The sequence below is a fragment of the Mycobacterium sp. URHB0021 genome, from assembly GCF_054057895.1.
The window spans coordinates 3,618,084-3,634,923 of sequence record NZ_JBSRZT010000002.1; the positions used below are offsets into that span (position 1 = coordinate 3,618,084).

The following is a 16,840-nucleotide window of genomic DNA, read 5'->3' on the forward strand; positions in this document are numbered from 1 at the left end:
TGGCCGACGCCGGCGCCAGTGATGAAGTCGAGAAGGATAGGCGTAGATGAGCGGGCCGAATCCCCCGGAGCCGGACTCTGAAGGGTCGGATTTGCCAGGTCAAGAGGCGGGCAGCCGGCCCTCTTCCGACCAGGAGACACAAAATATCGGTGAGGCCGAAATCCACTCGCAGGCCTATTCCGCACCGGAGTCCGAGCAGTTCACCAGCGGCCCGTACGTGCCCGCCGATCCGCATCTCTATGACTACGAGACCTTCGAGCCGGCGACCGAGTTGGTCGACCAGCCGCCGCCGCCGCGCTGGCCCTGGGTGGTGGGAGTGGTCGCGATCATCGCCGCCATCGCGCTGGTCGCCTCGGTGTCGGTGTTGGTGACCCGCACCGACACCAGCAACCTGGCTACCCCTGGGACGACGACCAGCGCGCCTCCGGTGCAGGACGAGATCACCACGACGACCGCCCCGCCCCCGCCGCCGCCACCTCCTCCGACGTCGGAGGAGCCGCCCCCGCCGCCACCGCCGGAGACGGTGACAGTGACGCAGGAACCGCCACCGCCGCCGCCGCCACCGGAGACTTCCGAGGCGCCGCCCCCGCCGCCCGTGACCACCGAAGCGCCGCCTCCGCCACCACCGACCACGACGCGCTCGGGACCGCGTCAGGTCACCTACTCGGTGACCGGGACCAAGGCGCCCGGCGACATCATCACGGTGACCTACGTCGACGCGTCGGGCCGCAGCCGCACCCAGCGCAATGTGTACATCCCGTGGTCGTTGACGGTGACCCCGATCTCGCAGTCCGACGTCGGCTCCGTGCAGGCGTCCAGTCTCTTCCTGGTGAGCCGGCTGAATTGCTCGATCACGACGAGCGACGGCACGGTGCTGTCGTCGAACACCAACAACGCCGCACAGACCAGCTGCTGATGACCTACGAAACGAGCCTCGAGCTGGACCGCACCGACCGCATTCTGCTCGGCGCATGCGCGGCGATCTGGCTGGCCGCCCTTGGCGCGGGCGTCGCCGCTGCGGTCGCGCTCGTCGACCTCGGTGGCGGCCACCCCGAGACATCGCACGACTCCGGCACGCCATGGCTGCTTTACACGGTGATCGGCGTCTCGGCGGCCGTCATCGTCGGTGCCGTTCCGCTGCTGCTGCGGGCACGTCGTAGCGCGCTGGAGGACGTCTCCCGGGCGCCTGTCCGGCCGGTCGCGGCCAGCACCCTGCCGACCACTGCGGAAGCGCAGGTGCGCGGCACTGAGGCGCCGACGGAGAAGATACGGGTGCTCGGCGGCATGGGTGAGCCCGACCGCGACGCACCCGTAGTGCGTCCCGCCGGCGCACCGACCCTTGTTCAGCCGCGCGCCGTCGTCGACCGGCTCTTCCTGCGCGGCGCCGCGGGGATCGTCTGCGCGATCGGCGTCGCGATGGTGGCGATCGGCGTCGCGACCTATTTGATGGCGGTGGACAGCAATACGGCGGCCTGGGTGTTGTACGTGCTGGCCGGCCTGATCACGGTGGCGATGCCCGCCGTTCCGTACTACTTCCTGCGAGAGCTACGCGCCGCAACCGACTGAGGCCGGCCGGCGCCACTCACCCGTGGCCGGGCAACGCCTCAGTGATGCCCGTTGGTGTGGCCGTTGGTCTGCCCGTTCGACGAGCCGTCGTCCTGATGCTCGCGCAACGCGATGAGCGCCCTGCGTTCCGCGTGGTGTGCGGCTTCGGTGAGCGCCTCGTGCTCGGACAGCGGGTCGGCACGCAGGAAGCTGCCTGTGCCCGGCGCACCCGCGGAGCCGAGCTTGTTCATCCGCTTGGGCAGCGCTGCGCCCTGGTACTCCAACGGAATCGGGTGGCCGTGCTCGTCGACCGGTCCCAGCGGCTGGTGCAGCTCGATGTAGGCGCCGTGCGGCAGCCGCTTGATGATGCCGGTTTCGATGCCGTGCTCGAGCACCGCCCGGTCACTGCGCTGCAAGCCGATGGCCCACCGGTATGCGATGTAGTAGACGATCGCAGGCAGCACGACCATGCCGATGCGGCCGATCCACGTCGTCGCGTTCAGCGAGATGTGGAACTTCAGCGCGATGATGTCGTTCATCGCCGCCAGCGTCAACACCATGTAGAACGCGATGGCGGCAGATCCGACGGCGGTGCGCACCGGGGCGTCCCGAGGACGCTGCAGCAGGTTGTGATGCGCGTTGTCGCCGGTCAACTTCCGCTCGAGGAACGGATACGCCGTCAGCAGCCCGAAAATCACTCCCATCAGCACCGCCACGCCAACCGCGGCGGGAATGGTGTGGCCGAACGGGTAGAACTCCCATGCCGGCCAGATACGCGCCAGGCCTTCCGTCCACATCATGTAGAAGTCCGGCTGGCTGCCGGCCGAGACCTGTGACGGTTTGTACGGGCCCAGCTGCCAGATGGGGTTGATCTGCAGCAGACCGCCCATCAGGCCGAGGATGCCCGTCGTCATCGCGAAGAACGCGCCGGATTTGACGGCGAAGACCGGCATCACGCGAACGCCGACGACGTTCTTCTCGGTGCGGCCGGGTCCGGGGAATTGGGTGTGCTTCTGGAACCAGACGAACGCCAGGTGGACACCGATGAGCGCCAGGATGATTCCCGGTATCAGCAGGATGTGCAGCGCGTACATCCGCGGTAGCAGTACGCCGTCCGCCGAGCACTGGTAACCCAGGCCGCCGCACGGGAAGTCACCGCCGAACAGGGCCCAGTGCATCCAGCTGCCGACCACCGGTATGCCGAGAGTGATCGAGGACAGCGCGGCACGCAGGCCGATGCCGGACAGCAGGTCGTCGGGCAGCGAGTAGCCGAAGTAGCCCTCGAACATGGCCAGGATCAGCAGCAGCGAGCCGATCACCCAGTTCGCTTCACGAGGCCTGCGGAAGGCACCGGTGAAGAAGATGCGGGCCAGGTGGACCATGATCGCCGCGGCGAACAGGAGTGCGGCCCAGTGGTGTACCTGCCGCACGAACAGGCCGCCGCGGATCTCGAAGCTGATGTCGAGCGCGGAGGCGTAGGCCTTGGACATCTCGACGCCGCGCAGGGGCTGGTAGACGCCGTCGTAGGTGACTTCGGCCATCGAGGCGTCGAAGAACAGCGTCAGGTACACGCCGGTGATCAGCAGGACGATGAAGCTGTACAACGCGATCTCGCCCAGCAGGAATGACCAGTGAGTGGGGAAGACCTTGTTCAGCTGTCGTCGCACCGCCGCCGAGGGGTGGTAGCGCGAATCGATCGCATCGCCCTGTTCGGCTAGCATCTCGCCAAGTTTCGGACTCATGAGCGCCGCTCCCAGAATGCCGGTCCGACGGGCTCGATGAAGTCGCCGTTGGCGACCAGATACCCGTCTTGGTCAATAGTGATGGGAAGCTGCGCGAGAGCCCGCGCAGCGGGGCCGAATATGGGTTTCGCGAAGTGCAACGCATCGAACTGCGACTGGTGGCAGGGGCACAGGATGCGGTAGGTCTGCTGCTCGTAAAGCGAAGAGGGACAACCCAAATGCGAACACACCTTGGTGAACGCGAACAGCTCGCCGAAGTTGAAGCTCTCCTGGCCCTTGCGCTTGACCACCTTGGACATGTCCTGCGGGCGGATGCGGATCAGCATCACGGGGTTGCGCACACCCATGGCGATCTCGCTCAGCCGCTCGTGTGACTCGACCGTGGTGCCGTCGCCATCGGACGCCCGCCACGGGAACACCGTCTCCATGCCGCCGGCGTCGATGTCCTCGGGCCGCATCTTGACGAACGGCGACTCACCGGGAACTCCGGTGGCACGGGCCATGTAGATGGTCTCGCCGGCGAAGCTCGGGGTCCATCCCGACGTCCACAGCACCGCCTTCTTGCCGCTGGCGGTGGGAACGACCGGTTTCCACGGGTTCTTGATGAGGCCGCCGGCGAACGCGACAAGGGTGCCGAGGCCGAACGCGCCCAGCCCGATGCCCAGCGACATCCCGACCAGCTTGCGCCGCCTGAGCGTGGAACCTTCCAGAGCATCGGTGAGGTTGGCCGCGACCGTCTTTCGCTGAATGTCGGGGGAGGCGCCGTCGTGACGGTCCTGGATCGAGATCTCTTCGGGAATGAACCTCTTCTGGTACAGCACTGCGCCGATCCCGATCGCCAGGATCGACAGGCCGAAGGTCAGCCCGTACAGCGGGGTGGCCAGGTCATACCAAATGTGGCCCTCGGTGTCGCCGCCCTTGTACTCCCACGGCCAGAACAAGAAGACCAGCAGCAGCGCCAGACCCGAAAAGCCGCCCAGCAGAAGCCAGTACGCGACGCCGCGCTCGGCCCGCTTCTCCGCCTTGGTATCGCGAACCGGCCATCGATCGCCCAGGTAGACGGTCTCGACACCGTCCATCCTGCCGCCCAGTTGGACGAGCTCCTCGCGCGTCATCGACGCCAGTTCGGCATCGTTGGGTTGCCCCGGCACACCGGCGTGGCCGGGGGCGTCGGTGCCCTTCATTTCTTCGCTCATGCGCGCGATCCGATCCACAGCGCCGCACCTACGACGGCGACAATACCGATGATCCAGGCCGCCATGCCTTCTGACGACGGTCCGAAGCCGCCGAGTCCGTACCCACCCGGGTCGGGCGCCTCGGTCGCCATCCGGACATAGGCCACGATGTCCCTCTTCTCGTCCGGGCTGAGCTGCCGGTCGGCGAACTTCGGCATGTTCTGCGGCCCGGTGAGCATCGCGGTGTAAATCTGTGCCGGTTCGGCCGGTGCCAGGTCGGGGGCGTACTTGCCCGACGACAGCGCGCCGCCCTTTCCGGTGAAGTTGTGGCAGGACGCGCAGTTCAGCCGGAACAGATCGCCGCCGCGGGCGACGTCGCTGCCCAGCAGCGAGTCGTGGGCGATCTTCCCGTTGTCATCGCGCGGAGCGACGGGGCCGCCGCCGTTGGCCTGGACATATGCACCGAGCGCGTCGATCTGGCTCTCGTCGAAGATCGGGTCCTTGCGGGGGGCCTGGGCCTCGCCGCGCATCGCGGGCATGCGGCCCGTCGAGACCTGGAAGTACACCGCGGCCTCACCAACACCGATCAGGCTGGGCCCGCGGTCGGGCACGCCCTGCAGATTCGCCCCGTGGCACGTGACGCAAGAGGTGTCGAACAACTGCTTGCCGGTGCGCAGCAGCGCCGACGTCGACTCGTCGGCGACGGCGACCTGAGGAGTCGGCGTGAGGGTGGCCGCCAGGCCACCGGCGACTGCCAGTCCGATCAGCAGCAGCAAAGCTGCCGAAAGGCGCCGGCGCAGACGACGGCGGGACTTGTCGGTCATTGATCCCCTTTTCGGCTGACTCGGCGTTGAGCCGATCATCGGACGCATCGACGAGCCGATCATCGGACGAAGTAGATGGTGGCGAACAGCGCGATCCAGACGATGTCGACGAAGTGCCAGTAGTACGAAACGACGATCGCGGCGGTGGCCTGCGCGGGCGTGAACTTGCTCATCCCGGTGCGGGCCAGCAGGAAGATGAAGGCGACCAGACCGCCGATCACGTGCAGCCCGTGAAATCCGGTGGCCAGGTAGAACACCGAGCCGTACGCACTGCCGGGGATCGTGGTGCCGTGTTCCACCAGATGCATGTATTCGTAGGCCTGACCGAGCACGAAGAATAGCCCCATCAGGAAGGTGATGACGTACCAGCGGCGCAACCCGAACACGTCTCCGCGCTCGGCGGCGAACACGCCCATCTGGCACGTGAACGACGACGCGATGAGCACCAGCGTGACGGGGACCGCCTGAACCAGGTTCAACTCGGTGGGATGCGGCGGCCAGTCGCCGCCTGCCTGCGCCCGGGCGGTGAAGTACATCGCGAATAGGCCAGCAAAGAACATCAGCTCGCTGGACAGCCACACGATGGTGCCCACACTGACCATGTTCGGGCGGTTCAGCGAATGTACTCGCGACGTGATGGCGGTTCCCGAGGTCCCTACAGCGCTCGTCACACCGCAAGTATGACGCTTTGTAGTTGTTAAACTCCACCCGGGTCGAGCATTCGTCATAATCAGCCGGTGAATTCTGACAACACGCCGACATGGCCGCGCATCCTCGGACGGCTGACCACCAGTCAGGGACTCGCACCCGGCCAGGCAGCGTGGGCGATGGACCAGATCATGACCGGCGCGGCCACTCCCGCGCAGATCGCGGGCTTCGGCGTGTCGATGAAGATGAAGCGCCCGACCTCGGCTGAAGTGACCGAACTGGCCGACATCATGCTCAAGCATGCCCGCCGCGTGCCGACGGACACGATCGGCAACGAGACCGTCGACGTGGTCGGCACCGGCGGCGACGGGGCGAACACCGTGAACCTGTCGACGATGGCCGCGGTCGTCGTCGCCGCCGCCGGCGTGCCGGTGGTCAAACACGGCAATCGGGCCGCGTCGTCGATGTCCGGCGGTGCCGACACCCTCGAGGCACTCGGAGTGCGTGTCGACCTCGGACCCGAGGATGTCGCGCGCAGTGTCGCCGAGGTCGGCATCGGGTTCGCGTTCGCGCCTCAGTTCCACCCGTCGCTTCGACACGCCTCCGTCGTGCGACGCGAGATCGGGGTGCCGACGGTGTTCAACCTGCTGGGGCCGCTGACCAATCCGGCGAGCCCGCGGGCCGGCCTGATCGGGTGCGCCTGGGGTGATCTGGCCGAGGTGATGGCCGGGGTGTTCGCTGCGCGCCGGTCCAGCGTGCTCGTCGTGCACGGTGACGACGGCCTCGACGAGCTGACCACCACGACGACGAGCACCATCTGGCGGGTGCAGGCGGGGACGGTCGAGCGGTTGACATTCGATCCGGCTGCCTTCGGCTTTCAGCGCGCCGCGGTCGCCGAACTGATGGGCGGCGACGCGGAGGCCAACGCCGCCTCGGTCCGTACCGTGTTGGGCGGCGCCAAGGGCCCCGTTCGGGACGCGGTGATTCTCAACGCGGCGGGTGCGATGGTGGCTCATGCGGGGCTATCCAGCGACGCCAAATGGGTGCCGGCGTGGGAGTCGGGACTCGCCAGGGCCGCCGAGGCGATCGACTCCGGTGCTGCCGAACAACTGCTCGCGCGTTGGGTGCGGTTCACCCAGAAGGTGTGACGCGTCGTCCCGGGTGAGCGCCTGCTCGGCCGCCAGCCGCGCCGAGCGTGCTGACGCCGCCCAGGCCGCCCACCGGCCCGCCGATGCCGCGGGCGAGGCGTAACCGGGCTCGGCTCGTACGATGCGCACCCCGGGCTGCGCGAGCCAGCGCGCGATCAGCCCGGTCTCCTCGACGAGCGCACCGCCCAACGGCGCCGAGGAGGGCATGATCGCTTGTGCGCCAACGCAAATGGCATCTATCACCGGCATCGGGGGAACGCCGCGAGGGGCATTGCCCGCGGCCGCCAGCTGACCGTGGCGGATCACCGCCAGATGCCACCCCCCGTCACCGTCCGGGCGTGCGGCCACCATCTCGGTGACCGAGGCCAACGCCCGCAGCCGCTGACCCCGCCACAACACGTCGATGGCGGCCGCCGCGTGATCCCGCAGCCGCGCAGCCGTCTCGTAGCGGCCACGCTCGGACAGCTCGGTGAGGTGACCGGACACGGCCGCCAGCGCAGCGCTGTCGCGGCCCTCGATCAGTTTGACCGCGCGTGCCGCGGCGGGTGCATAGTCGGCGGCGGACACGTCGCGCGGCGCAGGGCACGGTGACAGCTCGACCTCGGGACACCCGGGGCCGTGCAGCGCCGAGCGGCTCAGCCGCGCGGTGCAGGACCGCACGCCGGTGAATCGCGCCAGCAACGCGGCCGACTCGCCGGCGTCGGCGCGGGACCGAAACGGCCCGACCGTGCAGTCGTGCTTGGGAGTTCGAACCACCGAGAACCGGGGGAACGGTTCGTCGGTGAGCACCACCCACCACCATCGGTGCGGAAATTTCGAGCGGCGGTTGTAGGGCGGGGCATGCGCGGCAAGCAGCCGCAGCTCGCGCACCCCGGCCTCCAGCTCGTGCGCGCACTCGACGTGGTCGACCGCGGTGGCCAGTGACGCCATCTCCTTCATGCGGGTGCGAGGATCGGCGCCGTTGAAGTACTGGCGGACCCGCCGGCGCAGATCGACCGCCGTTCCGACATAGAGCACCTCGGCCGACGGCCCGCGGAACAGGTACACACCCGGCCGGTGGGGCACCGCATCGGCGAGGTGGCGGTTCCGGCGCTGCGCGGGGGTGACGTCGGGGAGATACCCCCGCAGGTCGGTGTAGGTGTGCACGCCCTGGTTGCCGATTCGTTCGATCAGCCCGTGCAGCACGTCGACCGTGGCACGGGCATCGTCGAGCGCCCGGTGGGTGGGTGTGGTGCCGGTGTCGAACAGGCGGGCCAGCGCGGAGAGCCGCACACTGGGCGCCTCGTCGCGGGTGAGCACCCGCCGGGCCAGCCGCACCGTGCACAGCACCGGTGGCCTGGGCCAGGGGATCTGGCAGCGTTCGGCGGCGGCCCGTAGGAAACCGATGTCGAACCCGGCGTTGTGTGCGACCAGGATGGCGCCGCGCGAGAACTCGAGGAAGCTCGGCAGCACCGACTCGATCCTGGGCGCATCGGACACCATCGCGGTGGTGATGCCGGTGAGCGTGACGATCTGCGGCGGAATGCTGCGGCCGGGGTCGACGAGCGTGGCGAGCTCCCCCAGCACGGCGCCGCCGCGGACCTTGACCGCGCCGATCTCGGTGATCGCGTCGTGATTGTCACCCGTGGCGCGGCCACCGGTGGTCTCGAGATCGACCACCACGAAGGTGGTCTCCCGCAGGGACAGGTCCGAGAGCGGATCGACGTCCGCGAAGCTCAGCTGACCCATGCGCTGAAGGTAAGGAACCCGACCGACAGGTTGGGGTTGCCACGCGCGCTCGGCCGGGCTGCTTGTCGGTACCCCTCGATACCGTGCGCGTGACACCGATCGAGAGGACGGCCAACCAATGGGCACGGTGAAGATCGATTGCGACGACTGCGCGGTGCGCGGCCACGGTTGCAAGGACTGTGTCGTGAGCGTCTTGCTCGGCACACCCGAGACGTTGCTCGACGACGAACAGCGCGCGCTTGAGGTGCTTGCCGACGTCGGGTTGGCGCCGCGGCTGCGATTGGTGCCGATCCATCGGCACAACGATTCAGGAGTCGCGTGACGACACGCGATCGACGCGGGCGGTGATTGCGTTTCTCCTTGCGGCTGTTAAATTTGCGTCCTCCATTGGACAAGGCCGATGCCGTTTCGTAACCTATCTGAGACCTAAGAGCAGTTCGACGCGGCTTCGTTAAACACGGCAGTTGAAGGACGCAAATCTTGAGGCTCCACCGCACGCACCGGACCACACGTGGAATTCAACGACTCGTAGTAGGTGCGATAGCGGGCTTAACCATCCTCGGAGGTGTGGTCGCCGGGCATGTGCAGGCCGATCCCGCCGACGACGCGATGGCAAAGCTCAACGAACTGTCGCGACAGTCCGAGCAGACCACCGAAGCCATGCATTCGGCCCAGCTCGACCTGAACAACAAGCTGGCCGTTCAGCAGGCCGCCGACGCCAAGCATGCCGCCGACCAAGCAACGGTGGATTCGGCGAAGGCGCAGCTCGCAACGTTCCAGACCGCGGTCGACAAGGTAGCTGCCGCCCAATATATGGGTGGCCGGACCGACGGTCTCGACGCGATGCTGACGGCCTCGTCGCCGCAGGGTCTGATCGACCAGCTCGCCGTGCAGCGGGTGATGGCCTCCGAGATGTCGGCACAGATGAAGAGTTACCGGGAGATCAGCGCGAAGGCCGCCGCGGCCGAGCAGGCCTCCGCGCAGTCCGCCGCCGACGCCAAGACGGCCGCCGAGCAGGCCGCGAGCGTGCGCGCCGACCTGCAATCCAAGCAGAGCCAGCTGCAGGTGCAGATCGCCGTGGTCAAGTCGCAGTACCAAGCGCTGACCCCGACCCAGCGGCAAGCGCTCGCCGCCGTGCCGCCGGCACCCCCCGCACCCGTGACGCCTCCCGCGCCTGACGCGGCGCCGCCCACCAACGACCCCAGCATTCTGGCAGCCCCGGCCCCGGCGCCGCCTGACGCCATCCCGCCCGGTGACATGGCACCCGGCGGCTCGCCGGAGGCGGCCACCGTCATCCAGGCGGCGCTGAGCCGGATCGGGTCGCCGTACTCGTGGGGCGCGTCGGGGCCCAGCGCCTTCGACTGCTCGGGTCTGGTCATGTGGTCCTTCCAGCAGGCCGGTGTCTCCCTGCCGCACTCCAGCCAGGCGCTCGCCCAGGGCGGGCAGGCGGTCTCGATGGACCAGATGCAGCCGGGCGACCTGGTCACCTATTACTCGGACGCGTCGCACGTGGGCATCTACATCGGTGACGGAATGATGGTGCACGCCTCGACTTACGGCACGCCGGTGCGAGTCGCGCCGGTGAACAATGCGCCGATCCACAACGTTCGTCGGTACTAAACGCCCGGTCCTCGGTTTTCTTCTGCTCGCCGAGCTGGTCCTGGCCGGGGCGGTCCTGGTGCGCGTTCCCCACGGGTCGCCGCTGTCCCCGCCTGCAGCCGCGCCTGCGTCGTTGACGACATCCACCGCCGCGGCCGCCACCGAAGCCCTGCGTGATGGCCGCACGGTGCGTCTGCTCAACCTGGCCGGACCCTCGGAGGCCCCGCTGCTGACGCGCATCGCCGCCGAGATGAACGACGCCGCGGATGCCGTCACGTCGTTCTGGGGCGGGGACTGGCCACGCAGCATCGTGATCGTGGCCACGGGATCCGACGCCGAGTTCGCCACTTTGGCCGGCGCGGGGCCCGACGTCGCCGCGACCACCACCGCGGAGCGGATCACCTTCGCCCCGGGTGCTGCCGAGATGAGCGACGCGTCGCTGCGAATAGTCGTGCGTCACGAGCTGTTTCACTATGCCGCCCGCGCCCGCACAGCGGCCGACGCCCCCACGTGGCTGACCGAGGGGGTCGCCGACTTCGTCGGCCGGCCCGCCACCCCGCGACCACCACCGGACGCGGCCGACCTGGCGGTCCTGCCCACCGACGCGGATCTGGGCAGCGTCGGGCCGCAGCGCTCGCTGGCGTACGACCGGGCGTGGTGGTTCAGCCGGTTCGTCGCCGACCAGTACGGCGTGGCGGCGCTGCGCGGCCTGTATCTGCGCGCGTGTGCACCCGGCCACCCGGATGCGGCCGCCGCCGTGCGGGAAATCCTCGGCGCCGACCTGCCCGCGGTGGTGTCCCGGTGGCGGCAATGGCTGACGCGTTAGCCTTTCCCGGATGACCCGGGTCCTGCTGGTTACCAACGACTTTCCACCACGCCGTGGCGGGATTCAGTCCTACCTGCAGGCATTCGTCGGCGAGTTGGTCGCCGGCGGCGGTCACACGCTGACGGTGTACGCGCCGAAGTGGAAGGGCGCGGCCGAATTCGACGACCAGGCTCGCGCCTGCGGTTATTCCGTGGTGCGGCATCCCGGCACGCTGATGCTGCCGGTGCCCGCGGTGGCCAACCGGATGAAGAAGCTGATCGAGCGGGACGGCATCGACACGGTGTGGTTCGGCGCCGCCGCGCCGCTGGCGCTGATGGCGCCGGTGGCCCGCGAGGCGGGGGCCGAGCGTGTGGTCGCCAGCACCCATGGCCACGAGGTGGGCTGGTCGATGTTGCCGGTGGCCCGAACGGCGTTGCGCCGCATTGGAACCGATACCGACGTGGTGACCTACGTCAGTCGCTACACGCGCAACCGGTTCGCGTCGGCGTTCGGGCCGCGCGCCGCGCTCGAACACTTGCCGCCCGGCGTGGACGTCGACCGGTTCGTGCCCGATGAGATCGCCCGCGCGGAGATGCGCGCCCGCTACGGGCTGGGCAGGCGGCCCGTCGTGGTCTGCGTGTCGCGACTCGTGCCCCGCAAAGGACAGGACATGCTCATCCGCGCGATGCCGGCCATCCGGCAGCGCGTCGCGGGGGCCGCGCTCGTCATCGTCGGCGGTGGTCCGTACCGCACGTCGCTGCGCCGGCTCGCACACAGTTTCGGGGTGGCCGAGCATGTGGTGTTCACCGACGGGGTGCCCGGTGAGGAACTGGCCGCGCACCACGCGATGGCCGACGTGTTCGCGATGCCGTGCCGCACCCGCGGCGCAGGCCTCGATGTAGAGGGCTTCGGCATCGTCTACCTCGAGGCGTCGGCGTGCGGAGTCCCGGTGGTGGCAGGACGCTCGGGGGGCGCGCCGGAGACGGTGCGCGACGGCGAGACCGGGCGGCTGGTCGACGGCTGGGACGTCGGCGCGATCGCGGCATCGGTCGGCGACCTGCTCGCCGACCCCGACCGGGCGGCCCGGATGGGTGCCGCAGGCAGGCGGTGGGTGGTCGACAACTGGCAGTGGCGCACGCAGGCGGACCGCCTCGGCGCCCTGTTGAGCGGTCAGCCCGTTCCGTAGAGCGCTTCGATATCGCCGGCGAACTTCTGCGCCACCACCTTGCGCTTGACCTTCAGCGTCGGCGTCAGCTCGCCGGTGTCCTCGGTGAAATCGACGGGCAGGATGCGGAATTTCCGGATCGACTCGGCATGCGAGACCGCCTGATTGGCTTCCTTGACGGCCAGGTCGATCTCGGCGGTGAGGTCGGGATCGCCGGCAAGGTCGGCGACCGGGGCGTCGGCGCTCTTGCCGTTGCGCTGCTTCCAGGCTCCGAAGGCCTCGGGGTCGATCGTGATGAGCGCCGCGATGAACGGCTTGGCGTCGCCGACGACCATCGCCTGGCTGATCAACGGGTGCGCCCGGAGTCTGTCCTCAAGAAGGGCGGGCGCCACGTTCTTGCCGCCGGCCGTGACGATGATTTCTTTCTTGCGGCCGACGATCGTCAGGAAGCCTTCGTCGTCGATCGCCCCGAGGTCGCCGGTGTGGAACCAGCCCTCGGTGTCGATGACGGCGTTGGTCTCGCCCTCGTTGCGCCAGTAGCCGCCGAACACCACGCCACCCTTGACCAGCAGCTCGTTGTCGTCGTTGATCCGCATGCTGTTGCCGGGCAGCAACTTTCCGACGGTTCCGACCTTGACGTCGTCGATTCGGTTGACGGTGATCGCCGCGCTGGTCTCGGTCAGGCCGTAGCCCTCGTAGATCGTCAGCCCCACCCCGCGGTAGAAGTGGCCGAGCCGGGCGCCCAGGGGAGCGCCGCCGGAGATGGCGCCGCGGCAGTTGCCGCCCAGCGCGGCCCGCAGTTTGCCGTACACCAGTCGGTCGAACAGCGCGTGTCTGGCCCGCAACAGCAGCCCGGCGCCACCGGCGTCGCGGGCCTGGCTGAACTCGATCGCGGTGCTGGCGGCCATCTCGAAGATGGGGCCCCTTCGGTCGTTTCGCGCATTCTGCTCGGCGGTGTTGTACACCTTCTCGAACACCCGCGGCACCGACACCACCAGCGTCGGCTTGAACACCCCGAAGGTCGGCACCAGGTTCTTGATGTCACTGGTGAAGCCGACCGTGACCTTGTTCGTGAAGCAGGCCAGCGTGATGGCGCGGGCCAGCACATGCGCAAGCGGCAGGAACACGAGCATGCGCTCGCCCTTGTCCAGCAGCGTGGGGAAGCAGTCCTTGGCGCCGCGGGTCTCGTACAGCAGGTTGGCGTGGGTCAGCTGGCAGCCCTTGGGGCGTCCGGTGGTGCCCGAGGTGTAGATCAGCGTCGCCGGATCGCCCGAGGAGATCCCGGCCAGCCGCTCGTCGAGTTCCTTCGGGTCCACCGGCCTGCCGGCCTCGGCCAGCGCGTCCAGTGCCGCGGGCCCGGTGCCCTCGATGCGGAACACCCTGCGCAGGTCGGGGAGCTCATCGGTGAGTTGTTCGACCGTATCGGCGTGTCCGTCGGACTCGCCGAAGACCAGCACCGCGCCAGAGTCGCCCAGCACGAACCGCACCTGCTCGGCCGAGGACGTCTCGTAGATGGGCACCGTCACGCCGCCGACCGACAGGACCGCGAAGTCCAGGATCGGCCACTCGTAGCGGGTCGCCGACAGGATCGCCACCCGATCGCCGGGCCTGACACCTTCGGCGATCAAACCCATTGCGGCCGAACGGATCTGATCAGCCGCCTGCCGACACGTGACGTCCGTCCACGCACCGTCGACGAGTCGCTGGAAGATGACATGTTCAGGGTCTTCGCGTTCGTGTGAATACACCGAGCTGACGATGTTGTCGTGCTCGCCGACGGTGAACGAGGCGGGAACACTGAACTCACGCACTATCTTGACCTCTCGATCTGGCGGCTGTGCCGTTGCCAGCCTAGTCGGCCAGGTATTGCGGCCCCACCGTCATATGTGAAGCTTGTACGCCATGAACAGCATCCAGATCGCGGACGAGACTTTCGTTGCCGCCGATCCGGCCGAGGTGGGCAGGGCCGTCGCCGATCCCGCGCGCTGGCGGCGATGGTGGTCCGACCTCCGACTGACAGTGGTCGAGGACCGTGGCGAAGCCGGCCACCGCTGGACGGTCGCCGGCGCGCTGACCGGAACCATGGAAGTCTGGCTCCAGCCCGTGCTGGACGGGGTCGTCCTGCACTATTTCCTGCACGCCGAGCCGTCCGGCGCCGCGGCGTGGCAGCTGGCCAAGATGAACCTGGCCAAGATGAACCATCGGCGCCGGGTGGCGGGCAAGAACATGGCGTTCGAGCTGAAGCAGACGCTGGAGGCCACCCGCCCGGTCGGGGTGTCGCGGCTGGCTTGATAGTTCGGCCAGAGGTGGGTGCGGGGGGTAGATTTTCACACCAGCGAGCAGACCTGACGGGAAGAAGCAGTGGCGGACAAGACGGCGCAGACCATCTACATCGATGCCGATCCTTCGACGGTGATGGATGTCATCGCCGATATCGGCTCCTACCCTGATTGGGTGGCGGAGTACAAGGAAACCGAGGTGCTCGAGGCCGACGCCGACGGCTATCCCAAGACGGCGCGCCTGGTGCTCGACGCCGCCGTGCTCAAGGACACCATGGTGCTGTCCTATGACTGGCCGCCCGATCGCGGTTCCGTGAAGTGGAGCCTGGTCTCGAGCTCGTTGCTGAAGGCCCTCGATGGCGCATATCGATTGGTGCCCAAGGGATCTGGGACCGACGTCACCTACGAACTGTCGGTCGACCTGGTCATTCCGATGATCGGGCTGCTCAAGCGCAAGGCCGAGCGACGGCTGACCGACACCGCGTTGAAGGACCTCAAGAAACGAGTCGAGGCTGAGTGAATCTCCAGGGCCTGCCAACGCCCGGATCAGTCTCTTCGTCGGAAAAGGCGGGGTAGGTAAGTCAACGTTGGCGACCGCCACCGCCGTGCGTGACGCGCGTGCGGGGCTGCGGGTGCTGATCGTGTCGACCGACCAGGCGCACTCGGTCGGCGACGTGCTCGGGGCGAGCGTCACCCCGACCGGAATGCGGGCGCCGACCCGGGTCCTGGCCGATGACGTGGACGCCGGCGGCGGCTTGCTCGACGCCCTCGCGCTGGACACCCTGGCCCTGCTCGAAGCCCGGTGGCGCGAGATCGCCGGGCTGCTGTCGGGGCGATTTCCCGAGTCGGATCTGGGAGATGTTGCGCCAGAAGAGCTTTCGACCCTGCCCGGCATTCAGGAAGTGCTGGGTCTGCATGAGGTGGGCGAGCTGGCGGCATCGGGTCAATGGGACCACGTGGTGGTGGACTGCGCGTCGACCGCCGACGCACTGCGGATGCTGACGTTGCCGGCGACGTTCGGGCTCTACCTGGAGCGGGCCTGGCCGCGCCACCGCCGGCTGTCCGCCGCGTCCGGCGACGCGCGTTCGGCGGCCTTGATCGGGCTGCTCGAGCGCATCGCCGCCGGGACCGAGCAGCTCTCCTGCTTGCTCACCGACGGGTCGCGGGTACGGGCGCATCTGGTGATGACGGCCGAGCGCGTCGTCGCCGCCGAGGCGGTCCGCACCCTGGGCTCCCTGGCGCTGATGGGTTTGCAACTCGAGGAACTCATCGTCAATCAAATACTGATCGAGGATGATTCGTTCGAGTACCGCAACCTGCCCGAGCATCCCGCATTCGACTGGTACTCCGAGCGCATCAGCGAACAGCGGTCGGTTCTCGCCGAACTGGACACCACCATCGGCGACGTGCAGTTGGTGCTCGTGCCGCATCTGGCAGGGGAGCCCATCGGGCCGAAGGCGCTGGGTGAGCTGCTCGACTGCGCCCGGCGCCGCGACGGTTCGCCGCCGCCGGGACCAGTACGGCCGGTGGTGGACCGGGAATCAGGCTCAGGCCTCGAAGCGGTCTACCGGTTGCGGCTAGAGTTGGCGCAGGTCGACTCGGCGGCCTTGACATTGGGCAGGGTCGACGACGACTTGATCATCGGTGCCGGCGGCATGCGGCGCCGGGTCCGGCTGGCGTCCGTGCTACGGCGGTGCATCGTGATGGACGCACAGCTCAGAGGCAGCGAGTTGACCGTGCGTTTTCGACCGAATCCGGAGGTGTGGCCGGCGTGACAGGGACGCATCCCGACCTGGGTCCGGAACTGCGGCAGTTGGCTCAGGCGATCCTGGACAAGATCGATCCGGCGGTCCGGCTGGCGGCCGCGCGCGCGGCGGGCAGTACCGCCGGCCCCGGCAAGTGCCAGCAGGTGTGGTGCCCGGTCTGCGCCCTGGCCGCGCTGGCCGCCGGGGAACAGCATCCTTTGCTGAACGTCATCGCAGAACACAGTGTGGCGTTGTTGACCGTCGTGCGGGCCATGGTCGACAACGTCACGACGCCCCCCGAGCCGCCGGACGCGCCGCCCCCGCCCCCGGGCGACGACGGTCCCGACGGACCGCCGCCGACCGACCCGGGCCGATATCAGCACATCCCGGTAACGGTGGAGGACTGACGTCGGCTCCTGTGGTCGCATCCGCAGTGC

General features: G+C 68.5%; 16 protein-coding genes and 1 pseudogene. 11 read left to right on the forward strand and 6 right to left on the reverse strand.

Annotated elements, in window-relative coordinates; genetic code table 11:
- Positions 1 to 46 precede the first annotated feature (46 nt).
- A complete protein-coding gene (locus tag ACVWWN_RS20010; protein ID WP_457145395.1) occupies positions 47 to 916 on the forward strand; it encodes an MmpS family transport accessory protein in 870 nt (289 codons plus the stop codon).
- Positions 916 to 1,566, forward strand: coding sequence for a DUF2561 family protein (locus tag ACVWWN_RS20015; RefSeq protein WP_457145396.1), 651 nt, complete (start codon positions 916 to 918; stop codon positions 1,564 to 1,566). The genes ACVWWN_RS20010 and ACVWWN_RS20015 overlap by 1 nt, the downstream gene beginning before the upstream one ends.
- 38 nt (positions 1,567 to 1,604) lie before the next feature.
- Here the strand turns inward: ACVWWN_RS20015 and qcrB are convergent, their stop codons facing one another.
- The 4 genes from qcrB to ctaE are packed head-to-tail and all read right to left on the reverse strand — an operon-like array spanning position 1,605 to position 5,957.
- The gene (gene qcrB / locus ACVWWN_RS20020) at positions 1,605 to 3,287 is read right to left on the reverse strand and encodes a cytochrome bc1 complex cytochrome b subunit (RefSeq protein ID WP_457145397.1); all 1,683 of its coding nucleotides are present in this window, start codon (positions 3,285 to 3,287) and stop codon (positions 1,605 to 1,607) included.
- Positions 3,284 to 4,483 carry a cytochrome bc1 complex Rieske iron-sulfur subunit gene (gene qcrA, locus ACVWWN_RS20025; RefSeq protein ID WP_457145398.1) on the reverse strand — a complete coding sequence of 400 codons (1,200 nt, stop codon included), beginning with the start codon at positions 4,481 to 4,483 and terminating at the stop codon, positions 3,284 to 3,286. Before qcrA ends, qcrB begins: the two co-directional genes overlap by 4 nt.
- Complete coding sequence (gene qcrC / locus ACVWWN_RS20030; RefSeq protein WP_457145399.1) at positions 4,480 to 5,286, reverse strand: cytochrome bc1 complex diheme cytochrome c subunit; 807 nt, start codon at positions 5,284 to 5,286, stop codon at positions 4,480 to 4,482. The genes qcrA and qcrC overlap by 4 nt, the downstream gene beginning before the upstream one ends.
- Positions 5,287 to 5,345: 59 nt before the next feature.
- Positions 5,346 to 5,957, reverse strand: coding sequence for an aa3-type cytochrome oxidase subunit III (gene ctaE, locus ACVWWN_RS20035; RefSeq protein ID WP_457145400.1), 612 nt, complete (start codon positions 5,955 to 5,957; stop codon positions 5,346 to 5,348).
- A gap of 66 nt (positions 5,958 to 6,023) precedes the next feature.
- Between ctaE and trpD the strand changes: the two genes are divergently transcribed.
- On the forward strand, positions 6,024 to 7,082 hold the full coding sequence (trpD, locus tag ACVWWN_RS20040) for an anthranilate phosphoribosyltransferase (RefSeq protein WP_457145401.1): 1,059 nt from the start codon (positions 6,024 to 6,026) through the stop codon (positions 7,080 to 7,082).
- Here the strand turns inward: trpD and ACVWWN_RS20045 are convergent.
- Positions 7,020 to 8,810 (reverse strand): annotated as a pseudogene (locus ACVWWN_RS20045) (DEDD exonuclease domain-containing protein); the annotation flags it as partial. The gene trpD and the pseudogene ACVWWN_RS20045 sit on opposite strands and share 63 nt — an antisense overlap.
- A gap of 118 nt (positions 8,811 to 8,928) precedes the next feature.
- Here ACVWWN_RS20045 and ACVWWN_RS20050 point away from each other — a divergent pair.
- From ACVWWN_RS20050 to ACVWWN_RS20065, 4 genes are all read left to right on the forward strand, one after another.
- Positions 8,929 to 9,132 carry a hypothetical protein gene (locus tag ACVWWN_RS20050; RefSeq protein ID WP_457145402.1) on the forward strand — a complete coding sequence of 68 codons (204 nt, stop codon included), beginning with the start codon at positions 8,929 to 8,931 and terminating at the stop codon, positions 9,130 to 9,132.
- A 158-nt stretch (positions 9,133 to 9,290) separates the two neighbouring features.
- Positions 9,291 to 10,430: a peptidoglycan hydrolase RipC gene (gene ripC / locus ACVWWN_RS20055; protein WP_457145403.1), complete on the forward strand. Its 1,140-nt coding sequence runs from the start codon at positions 9,291 to 9,293 to the stop codon at positions 10,428 to 10,430.
- Positions 10,399 to 11,235 (forward strand): peptidase, encoded by an 837-nt coding sequence (locus ACVWWN_RS20060; RefSeq protein ID WP_457145404.1) that lies wholly within the window; start codon positions 10,399 to 10,401, stop codon positions 11,233 to 11,235. The genes ripC and ACVWWN_RS20060 overlap by 32 nt, the downstream gene beginning before the upstream one ends.
- Before the next feature lie 10 nt (positions 11,236 to 11,245).
- A complete protein-coding gene (locus ACVWWN_RS20065; protein ID WP_457145405.1) occupies positions 11,246 to 12,400 on the forward strand; it encodes a glycosyltransferase family 4 protein in 1,155 nt (384 codons plus the stop codon).
- Here the strand turns inward: ACVWWN_RS20065 and ACVWWN_RS20070 are convergent.
- Positions 12,385 to 14,190 (reverse strand): AMP-dependent synthetase/ligase, encoded by a 1,806-nt coding sequence (locus ACVWWN_RS20070; protein WP_457145406.1) that lies wholly within the window; start codon positions 14,188 to 14,190, stop codon positions 12,385 to 12,387. The genes ACVWWN_RS20065 and ACVWWN_RS20070 overlap by 16 nt on opposite strands.
- 91 nt (positions 14,191 to 14,281) lie before the next feature.
- Here ACVWWN_RS20070 and ACVWWN_RS20075 point away from each other — a divergent pair, with 91 nt between their 5' ends.
- From ACVWWN_RS20075 to ACVWWN_RS20090, 4 genes are all read left to right on the forward strand, one after another.
- Positions 14,282 to 14,671, forward strand: a complete 390-nt coding sequence (locus ACVWWN_RS20075) for a polyketide cyclase / dehydrase and lipid transport (protein WP_457145407.1) — start codon at positions 14,282 to 14,284, stop codon at positions 14,669 to 14,671.
- A gap of 69 nt (positions 14,672 to 14,740) precedes the next feature.
- Positions 14,741 to 15,178 carry an SRPBCC family protein gene (locus tag ACVWWN_RS20080; RefSeq protein WP_457145408.1) on the forward strand — a complete coding sequence of 146 codons (438 nt, stop codon included), beginning with the start codon at positions 14,741 to 14,743 and terminating at the stop codon, positions 15,176 to 15,178.
- Positions 15,171 to 16,433: an ArsA family ATPase gene (locus ACVWWN_RS20085; protein WP_457149200.1), complete on the forward strand. Its 1,263-nt coding sequence runs from the start codon at positions 15,171 to 15,173 to the stop codon at positions 16,431 to 16,433. The genes ACVWWN_RS20080 and ACVWWN_RS20085 overlap by 8 nt, the downstream gene beginning before the upstream one ends.
- Positions 16,430 to 16,810 (forward strand): hypothetical protein, encoded by a 381-nt coding sequence (locus ACVWWN_RS20090; protein WP_457145409.1) that lies wholly within the window; start codon positions 16,430 to 16,432, stop codon positions 16,808 to 16,810. The genes ACVWWN_RS20085 and ACVWWN_RS20090 overlap by 4 nt, the downstream gene beginning before the upstream one ends.
- Positions 16,811 to 16,840 lie beyond the last annotated feature (30 nt).

What these genes read in the sequence shown, in the direction of transcription:
- ACVWWN_RS20010 (WP_457145395.1), top strand. Translation starts at nt 47, where the DNA reads ATGAGCGGGCCGAATCCCCCGGAGCCGGACTCTGAAGGGTCGGATTTG.
- ACVWWN_RS20015 (WP_457145396.1), top strand. Translation starts at nt 916, where the DNA reads ATGACCTACGAAACGAGCCTCGAGCTGGACCGCACCGACCGCATTCTG.
- qcrB (WP_457145397.1), bottom strand. Translation starts at nt 3,287, where the DNA reads ATGAGTCCGAAACTTGGCGAGATGCTAGCCGAACAGGGCGATGCGATC.
- qcrA (WP_457145398.1), bottom strand. Translation starts at nt 4,483, where the DNA reads ATGAGCGAAGAAATGAAGGGCACCGACGCCCCCGGCCACGCCGGTGTG.
- qcrC (WP_457145399.1), bottom strand. Translation starts at nt 5,286, where the DNA reads ATGACCGACAAGTCCCGCCGTCGTCTGCGCCGGCGCCTTTCGGCAGCT.
- ACVWWN_RS20050 (WP_457145402.1), top strand. Translation starts at nt 8,929, where the DNA reads ATGGGCACGGTGAAGATCGATTGCGACGACTGCGCGGTGCGCGGCCAC.
- ACVWWN_RS20060 (WP_457145404.1), top strand. Translation starts at nt 10,399, where the DNA reads ATGCGCCGATCCACAACGTTCGTCGGTACTAAACGCCCGGTCCTCGGT.
- ACVWWN_RS20065 (WP_457145405.1), top strand. Translation starts at nt 11,246, where the DNA reads ATGACCCGGGTCCTGCTGGTTACCAACGACTTTCCACCACGCCGTGGC.
- ACVWWN_RS20075 (WP_457145407.1), top strand. Translation starts at nt 14,282, where the DNA reads ATGAACAGCATCCAGATCGCGGACGAGACTTTCGTTGCCGCCGATCCG.